At 54.3% G+C, this 18416-nt stretch carries 14 protein-coding genes; 2 read left to right on the forward strand and 12 right to left on the reverse strand.

The window, feature by feature from the left end:
• The first annotated feature begins 125 nt into the window (after positions 1-125).
• Positions 126-1430: an inosine/guanosine kinase gene (gsk, locus tag OGV75_RS10755; RefSeq protein ID WP_016152086.1), complete on the forward strand. Its 1305-nt coding sequence runs from the start codon at positions 126-128 to the stop codon at positions 1428-1430.
• Positions 1431-1475: 45 nt separating this feature from the next.
• Here the strand turns inward: gsk and ybaL are convergent, their stop codons facing one another.
• Entirely contained in the window at positions 1476-3155 is a 1680-nt protein-coding gene (ybaL, locus tag OGV75_RS10760; RefSeq protein ID WP_016152087.1) for a YbaL family putative K(+) efflux transporter, read from the reverse strand.
• 224 nt (positions 3156-3379) lie between these two features.
• Positions 3380-4600 (reverse strand): fosmidomycin MFS transporter, encoded by a 1221-nt coding sequence (gene fsr / locus OGV75_RS10765; RefSeq protein ID WP_016155879.1) that lies wholly within the window; start codon positions 4598-4600, stop codon positions 3380-3382.
• 297 nt (positions 4601-4897) lie between these two features.
• Between fsr and ushA the strand changes: the two genes are divergently transcribed.
• On the forward strand, positions 4898-6550 hold the full coding sequence (gene ushA / locus OGV75_RS10770) for a bifunctional UDP-sugar hydrolase/5'-nucleotidase UshA (protein ID WP_016155880.1): 1653 nt from the start codon (positions 4898-4900) through the stop codon (positions 6548-6550).
• Between the two features lie 181 nt (positions 6551-6731).
• Here ushA and ybaK read toward each other — a convergent pair whose 3' ends face one another.
• The 10 genes from ybaK to OGV75_RS10820 all read right to left on the reverse strand — a co-directional run bounded on the left by ybaK (position 6732) and on the right by OGV75_RS10820 (position 18325).
• Positions 6732-7211 carry a Cys-tRNA(Pro)/Cys-tRNA(Cys) deacylase YbaK gene (gene ybaK / locus OGV75_RS10775; protein ID WP_016152092.1) on the reverse strand — a complete coding sequence of 160 codons (480 nt, stop codon included), beginning with the start codon at positions 7209-7211 and terminating at the stop codon, positions 6732-6734.
• Positions 7212-7411: 200 nt separating this feature from the next.
• Entirely contained in the window at positions 7412-8206 is a 795-nt protein-coding gene (locus tag OGV75_RS10780) for a TraB/GumN family protein (protein ID WP_200012541.1), read from the reverse strand.
• 202 nt (positions 8207-8408) lie between these two features.
• Complete coding sequence (gene copA, locus OGV75_RS10785) at positions 8409-10910, reverse strand: copper-exporting P-type ATPase CopA (RefSeq protein WP_286480643.1); 2502 nt, start codon at positions 10908-10910, stop codon at positions 8409-8411.
• Between the two features lie 146 nt (positions 10911-11056).
• Complete coding sequence (locus OGV75_RS10790) at positions 11057-11827, reverse strand: heme ABC transporter ATP-binding protein (protein WP_019076187.1); 771 nt, start codon at positions 11825-11827, stop codon at positions 11057-11059.
• A complete protein-coding gene (locus tag OGV75_RS10795) occupies positions 11824-12816 on the reverse strand; it encodes a FecCD family ABC transporter permease (RefSeq protein ID WP_016152096.1) in 993 nt (330 codons plus the stop codon). The genes OGV75_RS10790 and OGV75_RS10795 overlap by 4 nt, the downstream gene beginning before the upstream one ends.
• Before the next feature lie 51 nt (positions 12817-12867).
• The gene (gene chuY, locus OGV75_RS10800) at positions 12868-13491 is read right to left on the reverse strand and encodes an anaerobilin reductase (protein ID WP_016152097.1); all 624 of its coding nucleotides are present in this window, start codon (positions 13489-13491) and stop codon (positions 12868-12870) included.
• Complete coding sequence (gene hutX / locus OGV75_RS10805) at positions 13491-13985, reverse strand: heme utilization cystosolic carrier protein HutX (protein ID WP_016155886.1); 495 nt, start codon at positions 13983-13985, stop codon at positions 13491-13493. Before hutX ends, chuY begins: the two co-directional genes overlap by 1 nt.
• Before the next feature lie 3 nt (positions 13986-13988).
• Positions 13989-15335: a heme anaerobic degradation radical SAM methyltransferase ChuW/HutW gene (gene hutW, locus OGV75_RS10810; RefSeq protein WP_115190871.1), complete on the reverse strand. Its 1347-nt coding sequence runs from the start codon at positions 15333-15335 to the stop codon at positions 13989-13991.
• Between the two features lie 18 nt (positions 15336-15353).
• Positions 15354-16178, reverse strand: a complete 825-nt coding sequence (locus OGV75_RS10815) for a heme/hemin ABC transporter substrate-binding protein (RefSeq protein ID WP_286480644.1) — start codon at positions 16176-16178, stop codon at positions 15354-15356.
• Positions 16179-16180: 2 nt separating this feature from the next.
• Positions 16181-18325, reverse strand: a complete 2145-nt coding sequence (locus OGV75_RS10820) for a TonB-dependent receptor plug domain-containing protein (RefSeq protein ID WP_286480645.1) — start codon at positions 18323-18325, stop codon at positions 16181-16183.
• Positions 18326-18416: the final 91 nt, after the last annotated feature.

Below are 18416 nucleotides of genomic sequence, written 5' to 3' on the forward strand. Positions count from 1 at the left end.
TGTAGAAATTCATCCCGGATAAACTGCGATCTCACCGTCCGATATTGAAACTCAGCGCCGCATCGCATGCGCAGCGGGGAATGTGCTACCATGCATCGCTCAGCTAACCACCCGTAAAATCGACCATGAAATTTCCCGGTAAACGTAAATCCAAACACTATTTCCCCGTCAGCGCGCGCGATCCGTTGCTGCAACAAATTCAGCCAGAAAATGAAACCAGCGCAGCCTGGGTGGTGGGTATTGACCAGACGCTGGTGGATATTGAAGCCAAAGTTGATGATAACTTTGTAAAACGTTATGGATTAAGCGCCGGGCACTCTCTGGTGATTGCAGATGATGTCGCTGAAGCGCTCTACCAGGAACTGGTGCGTGAAAATTTGATCACCCATCAGTTTGCGGGCGGTACTATCGGTAATACGATGCACAACTACTCCGTGCTGGCGGATGACCGCTCGGTGCTGCTGGGTGTGATGTGCAGCAATATCGAGATTGGCAGCTATGCGTACCGCTATTTATGCAATACCTCCAGTCGTACCGATCTGAACTACCTGCAGGGCGTAGATGGACCGATTGGTCGCTGCTTTACGCTGATTGGCGAGTCCGGTGAGCGTACCTTTGCAATCAGCCCAGGGCATATGAACAAGCTGCGGGCGGATAGCATCCCTGAATCGGTGATTGCCGGAGCGTCCGCGCTGGTGCTGACGTCTTATCTGGTGCGCTGCGAGCCGGGCGAGCCAATGCCGGAAGCGACCATGAAGGCGATCGAATTTGCTAAAAAACACAATGTACCGGTGGTACTGACGCTGGGCACCAAATTTGTCATTGCCGATAATCCGCAGTGGTGGCAGGCATTCCTGAAAGAGCATGTCTCAATTCTGGCGATGAATGAAGAAGAGGCCGAAGCGCTGACCGGCGAAAACGATCCGCTGCTGGCGTCCGACAAGGCGCTGGATTGGGTGGATCTGGTGCTGTGCACAGCGGGTCCGGCGGGTCTTTATATGGCGGGCTTTACGGAAGAAGAAGTCAAACGTAAAACCCAGCATCCGCTGCTGCCTGGAGCCATTGCCGAATTCAACCAGTACGAGTTTAGCCGCGCCATGCGCCATAAAGATTGTACTAATCCGCTGCGTGTGTATTCGCACATCGCACCGTATATGGGCGGTCCAGAGAAGATCATGAATACCAACGGCGCTGGCGACGGCGCGCTGGCGGCATTGCTGCATGATATTACCGCTAACAGCTATCACCGCAGCAACGTGCCTAACTCCAGCAAGCACAAGTTCACCTGGCTGACCTATTCGTCGTTAGCCCAGGTGTGTAAATATGCGAATCGCGTGAGTTATCAGGTGCTGAACCAGCATTCCCCGCGCCTGACGCGCGGTTTGCCGGAACGCGAAGATAGCCTCGAAGAGTCGTACTGGGATCGTTAAATCATGCACATGCCGGATAAGCGATAGCGTCATCCGGCAACGACATCAGCCTGTAACGACCACCTCACCAGCAGGCGGCGTTTCAATCAGTTCCAGCATGGTACGGGCGATTTCACGCTCACCCATGACGACCTGATTGGCGCCGCGTTCGGTAATGTATTCCACCTCGTCGTCATAATGCGCGCGGGCGATAATTTCAATCGACGGGCACTTCTCGCGTGCTGAAGCGACAATTTCACCCGCTTCATAGCCATTGGGAATAGTCAGCAGCAGCCAGCGTGCGCAATCCAGATGCGCCAGATTCATAATTTCTTCGTTGGCGGCATTTCCCAGCACCGCGCGGATCCCGCGCTCGCGCAGTTCATCCACTCGGGTGCGTGAGGTTTCGATAACTACCAGCGGGATCCCCGCAGCCATCAATTTCTCGCCCAGCAGGCTACCGACGCGCCCAAAGCCAACCAGCAGGGCGTGATTGCAGATATCCACCGGAATTTGCTTCTCTTCTTCAATAGCCTCTTCCAGCGTCTGTTCTTCCAGCGTTTCTGTTTTGGCGAGATATTTTTCTAACACCGCGAACAGCACCGGGTTAAGCATGATGGACAGGATCGCCCCCGCCAGCACCAGATTCTGTCCGGCCTGCGGCAGCAGGTTTAACGCCATGCCCAGACCCGCCAGGATAAAGGCAAATTCACCAATCTGCGCCAGGCTGGTGGCAATGGTGAGCGCTGTGCGTTGGGAGTGACCAAACAGGCGCACCAGGAAATAGGCGGCAAGGGATTTACCAAAGATGATAATCGCCAGCGTGCCCAGCACCGCCAGCGGCTGCTGAATCAGAATCATGGGATCAAAGAGCATCCCGACGGAAACAAAGAACAGTACGGCGAACGCATCGCGCAGCGGCAGGGTGTCATGCGCCGCACGGTGACTCAGTTCAGATTCGTTCAGCACCATGCCGGCGAAGAATGCCCCCAGTGCAAAGGAGACATCGAACAGCTCCACTGCGCCAAATGCGATACCTAATGCGAGGGCGAGGACTGACAGGGTAAACAGTTCGCGTGAGCCGGTTGCGGCGCTACGGGCCATAATCCACGGCACCAGGCGACGACCGACCAGCATCATAATTGCGATAAACGCCACCACCTTACCGATGGTAATGCCCATATCTACGGCCAGCGAGGCAAAGCCGACATCTTCTTTTTCCAGCATTCCAGCGACGGCTGGCAGGAGAACCAGCGTCAGCACCATCATCAGGTCTTCGACAATCAGCCAGCCAATGGCGATTTGCCCGCGCTGACTGTCAATGAGCTGCCTTTCTTCAAGCGCACGCAATAGCACCACGGTACTGGCGGTTGAAAGACACAGACCAAACACGATCCCTACCATCAGCGACCAGCCCATCACCGCTGAAAGCGCCATGCCCAGCAGCGTTGCCACCGCTATCTGGGCAATCGCGCCGGGAATGGCGATAGACTTTACCGCCATCAAATCCTTCAGCGAAAAGTGCAGCCCCACGCCGAACATCAGCAGGATTACGCCAAGCTCGGCCAGTTCAGGCGCTAGCTTGGTATCAGCAACAAAACCAGGTGTAAATGGACCGGCCAGAACGCCCGCTAACAGATATCCCACCAGAGGAGAAATACGTAGTTTATTGGCAATCATGCCTAATATAAAAGCGAGCACAAGGCCGCCGACAATGGTGGTGATAAGCGGGGTGGCGTGATGCATTCCGTCTCCTTTGGTTGCTGTGATAATCCTGAAAACTCAAACGACGAGTAATAGTTTATGACAATTTTGATGTTTTTGTTTGTGAATAATTATTGAATTTTGATGAAAACAGGATTTTAGACGTAAAAAAGCACGGATCGGAAAAGTACAGCGGTATGTGAGAGGCAAAGGCTGATGGCTACTGTAAGTCTGACGGCCAAAATTTACTTTTGGCCGTCAGGAAATCACGCTTTATGTCGGTTATCAGGTAAGAATATGGTCAGTATCCCCAGTAGTGGCAGGAAAGCACATATTTTGTAGACCAAATCGATACTGGTATGGTCGGCAATCAGCCCTAACACCGCGGCTCCCAAGCCGCCCATGCCGAAGGCAAAACCGAAAAATAGCCCAGAAACCATGCCGATACGGCCAGGAAGCAGCTCCTGCGCGTAGACCAGAATGGCAGAAAACGCCGATGCGAGGATAAAACCAATGATCACGGTTAAAATCCCGGTCCATTCCAGCGTTGCGTAGGGTAAAAAGAGGGTAAAGGGTGCTACGCCGAGGATAGAGCCCCAAATAACATATTTTCTGCCAATTTTATCGCCCAATGGTCCACCAATCACCGTCCCGGCTGCGACGGCAAACAGGAAGGCAAACAGGTGAAACTGGGCATTTTGTACCGATAATCCGAATTTTTGCATCAGATAAAAGGTGTAATAGCTGCTGATGCTCGCCATATAGAAGTATTTGGAGAAAATCAGCACCAGCAGGATGCTTACCGCCAGTACCACTTTATTCCGTGGTAACGGATTCACGATGGCGACTTTCGGTTTTCCTTTACTCATCCGGTGCTGCGCAGCATACCAACGGCTGATTTGCGCCAGAACGACAATCGCTAATAACGCAGCCAGCACAAACCAAGCCACATTACCCTTACCATATGGCGCGATGATGACAGCCGCCAGTAACGGTCCCAGAGAGCTACCGAAGTTGCCGCCAACCTGGAAAATTGACTGGGCAAGACCGTGACGACCGCCGGAGGCCATTCGCGCCACGCGGGATGATTCCGGGTGAAATACCGAAGAGCCGGTACCAACCAGCGCTGCGGCGAGCAGGACCATATGGAAACTGCCAGCCATGGCCAGCAAAACAAGCCCACTCAGCGTGAAGCACATCCCAATGGGCAGCGACCACGGCATCGGGTATTTATCCGTCCAGTAACCCACAACCGGTTGCAGCAGTGAGGAAGCAAGCTGGAAGGTCAGGGTAATCATCCCTATCTGCATAAACGTCAGCGAGAACTCTGACTGCAATAGCGGATAAATCGCCAGGATCAGCGACTGGATCATATCGTTTAGCAGATGGGAGAGGCTGATTGCCCCTAAAATGCCAAATGAGGTGCGTGCTTTAGCAACCGACGCTGACGCGCCAGCCACTGGCTGGGTTGGTTCACTTATTGCCATAGAAAGTCACTTCTGTTTGGGTTGCGATTATGAGGGTAATCTAATTTGTTATTATTACCTGACTAACATACCTGCGGAAGGTGTTTGAAGGAAGTCTCATTTCTGAAAACATTTTCGGCTATTATTTTCAGTAGCTGTAATTTTATGCCCGAACTAATTCGACTTACAGGTAGGCGGCAAACGCGAGAGTCCCAGGAGCTTACTGCATAAGCGACAGGGGGAAGTGAGCGCAGCCAACGCACATGTAATTTGAAGGATAACGGGTATGGCGGTTGATATTGAGTCAGGGAGTGAAATATGAAGTTTTTAAAACGGGGCGTGGCGCTGGCGTTATTAGCCGCATTTGCGCTGGCAGGTCAACCTGCACAGGCGTACGAAAAAGATAAAACCTACAAAATTACCATTCTGCATACCAACGATCATCACGGTCACTTCTGGCGCAGCGAATACGGTGAATACGGGCTGGCGGCACAAAAAACGCTGGTGGACGGTATTCGTAAAGAGGTGGCTGAGGAAGGAGGCAGTGTACTGCTGCTTTCCGGTGGCGACATTAATACCGGCGTACCGGAGTCTGATCTGCAGGATGCGGAACCTGATTTTCGCGGAATGAACCTGATTGGCTATGATGCGATGGCGGTCGGAAACCACGAGTTTGATAATCCGCTTAGCGTATTGCGCCAGCAGGAAAAATGGTCCAAATTCCCGTTTCTCTCGGCCAATATCTATCAGAAAAGCACCGGCGAGCGTTTGTTTAAGCCGTGGGCCATCTTTAAGCGCCAGGATTTAAAAATTGCCGTACTCGGTTTAACCACTGACGATACGGCGAAAATTGGCAACCCAGAGTTCTTTACCGATATTGAGTTCCGTAAACCTGCTGATGAAGCCAAACTGGTTATCCAGGAACTGAATATGGGGGAAAAGCCGGACATCATTATTGCGACCACCCATATGGGACATTATGACAATGGCAATCACGGCTCGAACGCACCTGGCGACGTAGAAATGGCGCGCAGCCTGCCGGCGGGATCGCTGGCAATGATTGTGGGTGGTCACTCGCAGGATCCGGTATGTATGGCCGCGGAAAACAAGAAGCAGGTTGATTACGTGCCGGGTACGCCGTGTGCGCCAGACAAGCAAAACGGGATCTGGATTGTGCAGGCGCATGAGTGGGGGAAATACGTGGGGCGGGCGGACTTTGAGTTCCGCAATGGCGAAATGAAAATGGTTAACTACCAGCTCATCCCCGTCAACCTTAAGAAAAAAGTGACCTGGGACAACGGTAAAAGTGAGCGCGTACTCTACACCCCGGAAATTGCAGAAAATCAGCAAATGCTTTCTCTGCTGACGCCGTTCCAGAATAAAGGTAAAGCGCAGCTCGACGTGAAAATTGGTAGCGTCAATGCGCGCCTCGAAGGCGACCGTAGCAAAGTCCGTTTCGTGCAGACCAACATGGGGCATTTACTGCTGGCTGCGCAAATGGCGCGAACCAGCGCTGATTTTGGCGTGATGAGCGGCGGCGGTATCCGTGACTCCATCGAAGGCGGTGATATTACCTATAAGAGCGTGCTGAAGGTGCAGCCGTTCGGTAACATCGTGGTGTACGCCGACATGAGCGGGAAAGAGGTGATTGACTATCTGACCGCCGTGGCGCAAATGAAGCCGGATTCCGGGGCCTATCCGCAGTTTGCCAATGTCAGCTTCGTGGCGAAAGACGGCAAGCTTAACGATTTGAAAATTAAAGGCGAACCCGTTGATCCAGCCAAAACCTATCGCATGGCAACGCTGAGCTTCAATGCCACCGGCGGCGATGGCTATCCGCGAATTGATAACAAGCCTGGCTATGTAAATACCGGGTTTATTGATGCGGAAGTGCTGAAAGAGTACGTGCAGAAGAACTCACCGCTCGATGCTGGTGCGTATGAGCCGAAGGGCGAGGTAAGCTGGCAGTAACAGGGCAATTTGGGGCATCATTTTATCCGCTCCTCCGGGCCGCCCTTCATGGCGGCCCAATAATCCTACTTATTACATCTACGCTCCGGTTCTTGCGCGCTGGCCGAGTCCAAACTGTCTTCACCAATCACGCCCTGTAATCGCAGTAGGCTCAATCGCCGTATCACCGGGCAAAAGACAATTAATCACGGCGTGCGATATCGGCGAATTTCGCATCCAGAATTTTCGCCAAATCGCCCGCTGCCAGTTCAATATCCAGCCCGCGTTTGCCGCCGGACACATAAATGGTGTCAAACGTCTGGGCGGGAGCGTCGATGAGCGTCGGCAATCTTTTTTTCTGCCCCAGCGGGCTGATGCCGCCTACCAGATACCCGGTGGTTCGCTGCGCGATCATCGGATCGGCCATATCGACCTTTTTGGCTCCCAACGCCCTGGCGACTTTTTTGAGATCCAGTTGACCGGCTACCGGCGTAACGGCAACCGCCAGGTGCTTCATATCGCCATTCACGGCAACCAGTAGCGTTTTGTAGACCTGGTCCGCATTCAGACCTAACTTGCGTACCACTTCGTCACCAAAGTTCGTCTCGGACGGATCGTGATCGTAGGTGTGGATCTGGAAAGAAATTTTGTTTTTTTCGAGTAATTTAACGGCGGGTGTCATAGCAATTTTCCTGGCCCAGACAAAATACGACACAAGCATACGCCTGATGTCTGTCTAAAAAATAGTACCATCTTGCGCAATAGTGTTGGCAGGATGATGACTTTGAGCGACAATCGAACTACACCGATGCTTTAAGCGTCGGGATCATAATAATGATGAAATTCCTCTTTGACGGGCCAATAGTAATATTGGCCATTTTTTTACCGTAACATCTCCGGCAAATTTCCTTCTCCATACAAATGCAGCGCGCCAACGGCTACAACATAGTGCCCGGCAGGCATCGCCCTGAGTCGATCGCGCCAGGCCGCATTACGCTGATGCATCAAAACGTCATACAGCGACTGGCTAAAAGTATTGGGTAGAGTGAGTTCGCTATTGCGTGGCGGCGTTTTAAGCCACCAGCCCATCATCTGTTGTAGCAGTCTGGCATTGGTATGCCAGTGCGTCAGGGTATCGTCCAGTAGAGCCAGTCCGTTATCGGGTAACTGACACAACAGCTCGATTTGGCTGGATGCGCCTTCCAGCTCGATTATGGGTTTATGCACCTGTTTTGCCGCATTCAGAAGTTGGTAATCAATGCCGTATTCTGCCCGCAACCCCAACTGCTGCGCCTGCGTTGCCTGCAAGACCATGGCGATTTGCCACAGCGGCTGGGTAGACAGCAGGGAAGGGGAAATACCCAGCTCGTCGGTGACTTTGTGCAGATTATCTAGCAGCTCTGGGCTGATGCGCTCTTCCAGTGCGGCAAAGGTCGGAAGGTTGGCAAACGGCGCGTCGTCGCCGGAAACATCGGCTTCGACAATGAGCGCATCGGCACGCTGGAGCTTTTTGAGTAATTTGGCAGGCAGAGGCGCCATATCGCGGCTGCCCATGTGAATACTGCCAATCAGATGAAAATGGCGGTTTTCGGGCAAGGAGATGTCGATGGCAGGCCAGGTATAGTGGTTGCCGCGTAGCGCGGTGAAAAATGATTTTACCCGGTACAACAGATCCATACGGCCTCCCTAAGTAGACTTCCATGCTAGCGCGTGGTCCTGGAAGGTGCAAATACACTTCATCATTCCCTCAGCCTCTTTGTTGGCAGCGTGCAAAAACCCCAGTCACATAGTTGGCCATGCTCCTGGGGTTTTTATACTTGCCGCCTTAATGCAACGCGAATGATTTGGGGCTCCGTTCAGAGCGCCATCCGGTAAAGGCTTACTCTTTAGGTTTGAAGCGCAGCAGTCGGTTAGCGTTGCTCACCACGGTAATGGAGGAGAGCGCCATCGCCGCCCCGGCAACGACCGGGTTGAGCAGCGTTCCGGTGAACGGCCACAAAATCCCGGCGGCAACGGGGATACCGATGCTGTTATAGATAAACGCGCCGAGCAGGTTCTGCTTCATATTGCGCAGCGTTGCCCGGGAGATAGACAGCGCATCGGCAACGCCCATCAGGCTATGGCGCATCAGCGTAATCGCGGCGGTTTCAATCGCCACATCGCTGCCGCCACCCATGGCAATCCCTACATCAGCCTGAGCCAGCGCAGGCGCATCGTTGATACCGTCACCGACCATGGCAACCTGACGCCCCTGGCTCTGCAGACGTTTAATCGCCTCGGCTTTACCGTCCGGCAGAACGCCAGCAATCACCTCATCAATACCCGCCTCTTTGGCAATGGCGTTGGCGGTCGTTGGGTTGTCGCCGGTGAGCATCACCAGACGATACCCGGCGCGGTGCAGACGCTGGAGCGCTGCCACGCTGTCGCTACGCAGAGGATCACGTACCGCTAACAGCGCTGCCGCTTTACCGTCAATCGCTAACAGTACCGGGGTTGAGCCTTGGGAAGCCTGAGCGGTGATTTCAGCCTCCATTTCAGTGGTATCTACCTGCTGTTCATTGAGCAGCGCCTGGTTTCCCAGCAGCAGCGAATGACCTTCCGTTTCGCCACTGACGCCTAAACCGCGCAGCGTACGGAAACCGTTGACCTGCGGCAGCGTGACATCACCTGCTTTGTCCAGAATCGCCCTGGCTAACGGGTGGCTGGAACCCTGTTCAAGGGCCGCTGCCAGACGAATTGCCAGCGCTTCGTCGGTATTGCCAAACGTTTTGATGGCAACAACCTGTGGTTTGCCTTCAGTTAGCGTCCCGGTTTTATCAAACACGATGGTATCGAGCGTGCTGGCGCGCTGCAGCGCATCGGCATCACGTACCAGCACCCCAAATTCAGCGGCACGCCCGACGCCGGAAATAATCGACATCGGCGTTGCCAGACCCAGCGCACAAGGGCAGGCAATAATCAGTACGGTGGTGGCGATTACCAGCGTATAGACAATCTGCGGCGCTGGTCCAAAGAAATACCAGATAGCCGCACTGACCAGCGCAATGGCGACCACGACCGGAACGAACACCGACGAGATGCGGTCGGCCAGTTTGCCAATTTCCGGTTTGCTGCTTTGCGCCTGGCGCACCATACGAATAATGCGCGACAGCGTGGTTTGACTGCCAACAGCGCTGGCGCGGAACAGCACGCTACCGTCCTGTACGACCGTACCGGCGTGGACGCTATCGCCTGCACCTTTTTGCTGTGGAATCGGCTCACCGGTCAGCATGGCCTCATCCAGCCAGGCTTCACCCTGAGTGATTTCGCCATCAACCGGAACGCGGTCACCGGTGGTCAGGCGCAGCAACATTCCAGCCTGCACCTCTGCCAGCGGCACGTTTTTTTCACCTTCGTCAGTGACGACGCGTGCGGTCGGCGGTGTCAGATCGAGCAGTTTTTCCAGTGCCTTAGACGAGCGTTGGCGAGCCCGCGCTTCCAGCATGTGTCCGAGGTTAATCAGACCGATAATCATGGCACTGGCTTCATAATAGAGGTGTCGCGCTTCCATCGGGAACCATTGCGGCCAGAGGTTGACGCTCATGGAATAGAGCCATGCCACCCCCGTACCCAGCGCCACCAGCGTATCCATGGTCGCGGTGCCGTTCATCAGGCTTTTCCACGCATTGCGGTAAAAGTGACCGCCCGCGAAAACCATCACGGCAAGCGTTGCCAGACCAATCATCAGCCACAGGCTGCGGTTGTCGTCGCTCACCATCATGTTGTCGCCAATCATGCCCCATACCATGACCGGGATACCCAGGAGCAGCGCGACGGCTGCCTGCCAGCGAAAACGTTTCATGGTTGCCACGGCGGTTTCTTGCTGACGTTCGCGACGCTTAGCATCATCTTCAATCGCTTCTGCGCCGTAGCCCGCTTTTTCGACCGCCTGTACTAAGTCTGCGGCGGAGGCACTGCCCATTACCAGCGCAGTGCGTTCCGCCAGGTTTACCCGTGCCTGCGTGACGCCCGGTACACTTTGCAATGCATTTTGTACGCGGGTCACACAACTGGCGCAGCTCATGCCGTTTAACAGCAACTGTTGGCTGTCATCATCAGCCGTAGCTGCCGGAAGCTCGGAAGGGACCGCTGCCAGTGCTTCCGACGGGATTGATGACTCCGTCAGCGGTTTAGCCTTTGGGTGGCTTAACTCCGCGCCGTAACCGGCTTGTTTAATGGTTTCAATCAGCGCTTCTGCGCTGGCGCTCCCGGTAACATGCGCTTCTGTCACGGTGACATCCGCTTGCTCAACGTCCGGACGTTGTTCCAGACTTTCTTTAACGCGTTTTACGCAGTGACCACAGGACAGGCCGTCCAGGGTTAGATCGATTGTTTGAGACATAACCAACTCCTTTTTTGCAGGATTAACTGACTGTGATAAAGGTTAAACCTTCCAGCAAGGGGAAGGTCAAGGGCGTTTTTAGAAAAGGTGAAAAAAGGGGGTAAAGGGAGAAAAACGGGAACGCCACGCCAGGGGTTCCCGGTCTGTTATTGATTGAGGACGATAATCGGCGTTCGATGCTCCGGTTCATTTATGACCGTGAGATCGGCACCGTACAGCGCGTTCAGCGACCGTTGCTTCAGGACATCCTGCGGATATCCGTTATCAACTATCCTGCCGCGCTCCATCAATACCACGCGGTCGGCATAGCGCGCCGCGAGGTTGAGATCGTGCAGGACGCAGCAGACGTTAAACTGCCGTTCACGCACCAGACGACGTAGCAGACGAAAAAGGTGCTGCTGGTGGTGAATATCCAGCGCGGAGGTGGGTTCATCAAGAAACAGCCATTTCGGCCCAGGCTCGGGCTCCCAAAGCTGAACCAGCAGGCGCGCCAGCTGTACCCGTTGTTGTTCTCCTCCCGAGAGATGCCGGTAATCGCGTGCGGCCAGCGCCTGGCAATCACACAATGCCATGATGTACTCCGTTTCATCGCCCGTGTTGCGCGTACGATACGGATGTCTGCCCATGCGAATGACCTCCTGAACGCTAAACGGGAAGGCCATATGACTATTCTGGCGCATCACGGCACGGGTTTTTGCCAGCTCGGTGATTGACCACTTGTCCAGCGGCTTGCCAAACATGCTACAACGCCCACTGTGGGGCTGCAGATATCCCGTAAGCTGGCGTAGCAGCGTCGATTTCCCGGCTCCGTTCGGGCCAAGAATCGCGATGATCTCTCCATCAGGTAGCGTCAGGGAAACGTCGTCGGTCAGTCGTCTTCCCTGAATGTGGTAGACCAGATTTTCAGCGACGATCATGACACCCTCCGGCTACGCAGTATTAACCACAGGAAATACGGTCCACCGATCAGGCTGGTTAACAGGCCAACGGGCATTTCGGCTGGCTGAACAAGTGTGCGGGCCAACGTATCGGCAATCAGAAGTAAACAGGCACCGGCCAGCGTAGAGCAGGGAATCAACCAGCGATGATCGGCGCCGGTCGTCATTCTGATCAGATGCGGGATCACCAGGCCAATAAAGCCAATTACGCCGCTGACGGAAACCGCAGCGCCAACCAGGAGCGAACTGAGCAACAGTAACTGCTGACGCTTACGTTTGACGTTTACGCCGAGGTAATGCGCCTCTTCATCACCCAACTGCAGTAAATTAAGCGTTCCCGCCATGCAGATGGTGACAACAATGGCTGGAAGAACAAACGTGCTGGCAACCAACAGCGTTGGCCACTGGGCTTGGCCGAGATTTCCCATCATCCACAATGTAAGTTGACGTAGCTGCTGCTCGTCGCCCACATAGCTCAGTACGCCAATAGCCGAACCGCACAGGGCATTGATAGCGATACCGGCTAACAGCAGTTGCATCATTCCACCGTGGTTATGACGCTGGCTTATCAGGAAAATAATCGTGCAGACCACCATGCTGCCTGCGACGGCAAAAATCATCTGCTCATACAGCACCAGCACCACGGGGAACGAAAATGGGATAACTATCGCGATGCCGACCATCAGCGCGGAGCCGCTGCTGACGCCAAGCAGGCCAGGATCGGCCATCGGATTGCGAAAAAGTCCCTGCATGATGACCCCAGCCGTCGCCAGCGCAGCACCGACCAGAACGGCCAGCAGCACGCGAGGCAGGCGGATGTTTAACCATATATCACGATATTCGTCGTTGAACAGAGCGCTGAAGCTAATGTTCAGCGCCCCCTGGCTGGCACCGAAGAGCATCAGAGCAACCAGCAAAAGAGAAAGACCCGTCAGGATGCTGACGGAAGAAAGCGAGTCCTTAAGCACGTAACGCTCCATAACGTCTTTGCGGCGCGGAGTTCCCGCGCCGTGAGGGGTTTACGCGGGTTTCAGTCCCGGCTCAACCAAACTGTAAATCTGGTTATTGAGTGCCGGCGCAGTGGCCAGTTCGTGAATATGCTTCGCAACATCTGCACGCATTACAAAGCCGTGACACTCCTGAGCCTGTATTCGTTGCGCCTGGCCGGTGGCTGCACCGTTCAGCAAACCGCCGGGGCGGAGAATGGCGTAGTCCAGTCGACTGGTTTGTAGCCAGCTTTCAGCCAACGATTTTTCCCGTACAGCCTGACCAAATGCGGCCTTTGCGCGTGAAGAAAGAAAAGGCCAACTGTCACCGCAGCCGAGTGAGGTCACCAGAATCATGCGCTTGATCTCCGCTTTTTCTGCTTCATCAATGACGGTTCTGTGCGCCAGATAATCCTGGGCGCCGCCCATGGAGGAGATCACCGTGGCATGTTGACCCGCTGCGCGACAGGCACAGGCGGTGACCTGACTATCGCAGGCGTCGCCGATGAAGACCTGTACACCTTTTTCCTGCAACCCAGCAGCGACCTGTGCGTTGCGAACGACGGCAATTACCGGACGTTGTTCCGCCAGTGCGAGTTCAAGCGTTTTCGCACCGACGCCGCTACCACCCGCACCAAAAATGAGCCATGGAGCCATCAGGCATGTTCCTTTAAAGATGAAGACAACGCGTGAAAGGCGCTGACCTGTTCGGCCAGTAACTGTCGATGCTCATCCCGACCGAGGAAAATTTTGAACATCGCGCTACCCGCCTGGTTAAAGAAGAGAATGGACGCGGTGTCCATTCCCATAAATTTGCGTTCAATCAGGGCAATATGCGTACAGTTTTCTGCCTTGATATGACCGGTCATGCCTTTTTTGCCGCGCAGGTTGAAGTAGCCATGACGGTGGAATCCGGAAGGTAATTCACCGGTGAATTCCAGAATGACATCAGCAGTATGGACCAGGGTGGTGACTTTGCCCCATTCGCTGACGGTTTCCCAGACGGTATCAAATTGATCGCCGGAAACCAGCGTCGGGGAGGGGAGGTTTTTCACCACCTCCAGCAGCGTGGTGTTGTACTGGGCAGCGATAGCTTCCAGCGTACCGTCCGGTTCAGTTTTCAAAAAATCCTGTAAAGAGACATGGCTCATAATTCACTCCTGGTATGGTTGTTCTACCGCAATGCGCGGCGCGTTAAGTGCCTGAATAAGTTCATCAAGAGACTGCAAAATATTGCTTGCCCAAAAACGCCCTTCATTGGTCAGGCGCACGCAGGTGCTGGCATCTCGCGTCAGTCCTGCGTGATGCCATTGGGTCAGTAGCGGGGTCAGTTTTTGTGCATGAGGCGTCAGTTCATCCAGCGGGACACGGGCCGTTTCAATGCCCGCCTGGAGAGTGTGTCGCCACTGGAAACCACGCTCGGCGGTACGCATCATCATCATTAGCGGTTTTTTCCCGGCGGCGATAGATTCATGCCATGTCGTCAGATTGCGCTCGACCATCCAGGAATAGCCATTGACTGATCCCCCGGCGCCTGAGCCGAATGCCAGACAGTCCGCTCCCTGTTTAATCAGCAGGTTGTACAGATTGCGTTCACGCGTGGTACGCGCCCAGTGGCTGTTGCTGATGCAGCGCCAGCCTGCGCTGTCCATGAAATCGCAACCCTGAAGATAGAGATCGCGACGTTCGGCGGGAGAGGGAACGGTTGTGCGCCCGGTTTCAACTGCTTTGCCAAGCGGTGTATTGGGGATCAGGTTCAGCGCATAAAGATCTACACCGTCGAGGCCGATGTCACGGGCAATCGCCAGATCGTCGCCCCACAGTTTTGCATCTTGTCCTGGCAGACCAAACAACAGATCGCATACCACGGCGGCACGATCCCGTTTTACCAGCCCCTGCATAAAGGCAATTGCGGTCGGGCCGTCCGAGGTGCGCGCCATTTTCTTGCGGATCCGGCTGTTAAAAGATTGAATACCGATCGAAAACCGATTGGCGCCAGCGTCAAGGCAGGCATCAATTCGCGCATCGTCAAAATTGAGCACTCGTCCCTCAATGGTAATTTCGCAGTCCGGCGCCAGCGGTAACTTTTCACGCAGCGCGGTGATGATTCTGCCCAGATCCCGTGCTGACAGCGCTGAAGGCGTACCGCCGCCAAAATAGACGGCGTGAATTGGGGCTGACTGATGTAACGCGCTATCGGCTTCCATCTCTATTTCGCGCAACAGCGCGTTGGTGTAGCGGGTGCAGTGATCTTCTTCGAACCGGTTTTGATAAAAACCGCAGAAAGTACAATGCGTTGCACAAAAAGGGATATGCAAGTACACCAGCCGTTTACGCGGCGGGGTAGGCTGGCTGATAACATCCTGCCAGGTTTGTGACAATAGCTCTTTGGCAATCGGGATCGCCCCGCGCCATGGCATTGTGGCGCGGCGATCCTTAAAGGGCTGACTTCCCTCAAGCGCAAAATGCGCGGTGAGATCCAGCGAGTGTTCAGTTTTCATTCTTTTTTATAAATCCAGTTAGTGAGGCCAGAATTGCTGGTGCAGGGCTTCAACCGCATCGGCGACGCGAGGCCCCATTCCCAGAATCAGCGCCTGGTCTACCGCCACAATGCGCTGATTTTTCCAGGCCGCAGTGTGGGTAATACCGGCAATCGCGCTCAGACGAGCCAGATCGCCATCCACCATTTGCGACGTCACCAAGATCACCTCCGGGTTGGCGGCGATCAGCGACTCCGCGCTGTAACTTTTATACTGCGCGTGGGTGGCGACATTTTGTGCGCCTGCAAGGGTCATAATGGCATCGGCAACGCTGCCCTTGCCGGCGACCTGCGGCGCGCTGCCGCCAGCGGAGAGAATGAACATGGCTTTGACCGGCGCATTTTTCGCCGCCACGCTGTGCTGAACACTATCCAGACGTTGATGCAGGCGATTGACCAGCGCTTCACCTTGTTCAGGAATGCGCAGCGTTTGAGCCAGCTCCCGAATGTTGGCGTACATCTGCTCGACGGTGGCCGGTACGCGCGGCAATGTAACGACGTTAACTTTCTGCGCCCGGAGCTGATCCAAAACGATTTGAGGGCCTGCATCCTGCCAGGTGATAAAGCTGTCTGGGTGCAGCGATAAAATGCCCTCGCTGCTTAACTGCTTCCAGTAGCCGATATGCGGGAGTGCGGCAGTTTCAGGTGGGTACGAGGTGGTTTCATCGACGCCAACCACCCGGTTGCCGACGCCCATGGCGTAAATCAGTTCGCTAAGCGAACCGCCCGCCACCACCAGACGGTCAGCGGACTGGGCGCTGAAAACACAGGCGAGGCTCAGTAAGCCAATCATGAGTTTTTTCATCGTCAGAAATTCCACGCAAAGCCAACAGCGGCATTGAAACCAGCGTCTGGGATAGATTCATGCGCGGTTCTGTAACGCTTGTCGGTCAGGTTGTTGAGCGCGAGGTTGACCTGATACTGGTCCTGCGGACCAAACTCGGTGTTGAATGCGAGGTTAAGCGTGGCCCAGCCTGGATAGTTTATTTCCGTGGTGCCGGTATTATCTTTGGCGCGGGACGCCGCGCGAATAAAGACATCGGACGTCACGTTAGCGACATTCATCAACCAGGTATGTTTCAGGCCAACGCGCCCGGTCAGCGTGGGTTCGCCGGTATCCCAGGTTTTTATGGTGTTGCCTTCGTATTGACGGCGAATGAGATTACCGCTCAGGTAGGGGGAAACCGCCCAGCCGTTGTATTCTGCGGTTAATTCCATGCCCCAGGTTTTGGCACGATCGATGTTGTCGTAGTAGTAATAGCCACCGCGGGAAGAGGTGGTGTTGCCGTTGCAAACGGGTTGGCCTGAACAGGCCAGACTGGCGATATAGTCTTTGGCTTCGGAGTAATAAATAGCACCGTCAATCAGCCACATATTCCCTTTATACCGCGCGCCCAACTCATAGTTATTTGAGTGTTCCGCCTTCAGGTTTGGGTTGCCGTAGGTAACGCTGCCGCCGGCGGATGTCTGCATGAACAACTGAGTAAGCGTGGGGAAGACATAGCCCTGGGCGTATGCAGCCCGGAGTTCAAGATCTTCAAAGCCGGAATAGCGCAGGCTGGTCGAGGTCACCAGTTCATCATCGTGAACGGAATTTCCCCCGGTGGATTGCCAGGTGGTGCCGCTGCTTTGGATGGTTTGCGTATCGTTGCGATTGAGTTTCGAAGACAGCCAGTACTGGCGTGCGCCCACGGTCCACGTCCAGTCATCGGCAAAGCGCCAGTCGTTTTGCGCGAACAGTGAGGTGTTGCTTTGTTCCGCTTCGTTATATGACAGGGTATGGGTTTGCGTATCGAAGAAGCCGGTAGCCGCGGTCTGGCGTGTACTGCCGTCCGTGTCCTGTTTTATTTTATCATGCTGATACTGAGTGCCAATCACCAGCGTGTTGTTAGCCGGAAGGGAGATATTGCCCTGCAGCGTTACACCCTGGGTATATTGTTTGTCGTTGGTATTGGTTTGATTGCTTACCGTCAGCGCTTTAATCATCGGGCTGGGGATAATCTGGGTCGTTTTGACCCGGTTTTCAAATTTGCGCTCTATTGTCTGGGTGTATGCGTCAAAATGGATATTCTTCAGGTAATCCCCGTCGGCCGCGTAGTCGTAGAAAAGACCGATTTTCTCGCGTTCCAGCTTAGGAATTTTGACGCTAAAGTCGTCGAACTGACCTTCGGGATCGTCAAACCAGGTTTGAGTGGAAAGCTTATAACGGTCGAGTGAGAGTCCAATTTTGTGGCGATCGAGGTTGTAGCCAAGCCACACTCCCTGGCCGTTATTACGGAAGTTGGTGTCGGGCAATCTTCCGTCAGGTGTATCGCGATCCCCCTGGTCGGAATAGCTGCCATTGATGCGGTAGTCAAAGTTACCGATGCTTCCCCAGGCTGCCGCTGACTCTTCCCATCCTGCCGTTGCGGAGTTATAAACAGCCTTAACGCTACCACCCAGAGGCTTATCGCCGCCTTTTTTGGTAATAAAGTTCACGACGCCGCCAATCGCCTGCGAACCGTAGAGGACAGAATAAGGGCCTTTGACCACTTCAATGCGTTCCAGCGCGGATTCGTCAATAAGTAAACCGGCTCCGTAGTTTTGTCCGGCACGTTGGTAGCTGACGACCTGGCCGTCTATCAAAATCAGCACCCGCGAAGAAGCTTCGCCACGGATACGAATTTGTTTCCGACCTGCGAGAGCGTTATCGGTAACTTCGACGCCGGGGATATCTTGTAAATCATCAGCAAGAGAAACGCTGGTGGAGTTTTGTAGCGTCTGGCGATCGATAACCTGAATGGTTGCCGGGCTATCCCAGAGACTACTTTCTGTGCGGTTAGCCGTAACGATCACCGTATCTTCGTCGGACGTTGAACCGTGTGTTGGAGAGGTCGCTGCAAAAGTAGCGCCGGACATGCATAATGTCAGGGCTGAAAGAATAAATGGCCTTTGGTTAATCCGTGGCAACATAAGAGAACCTTTATTGAATGTAAATGATCATCATTATCATTCGCGTTTGTATATAAAATTGTTTCCCTTTGTTCAAGATGAAAGGTGTAGA

This window comes from Citrobacter sp. Cb028, from assembly GCF_030336705.1.
Lineage (GTDB): Bacteria > Pseudomonadota > Gammaproteobacteria > Enterobacterales > Enterobacteriaceae > Citrobacter > Citrobacter braakii.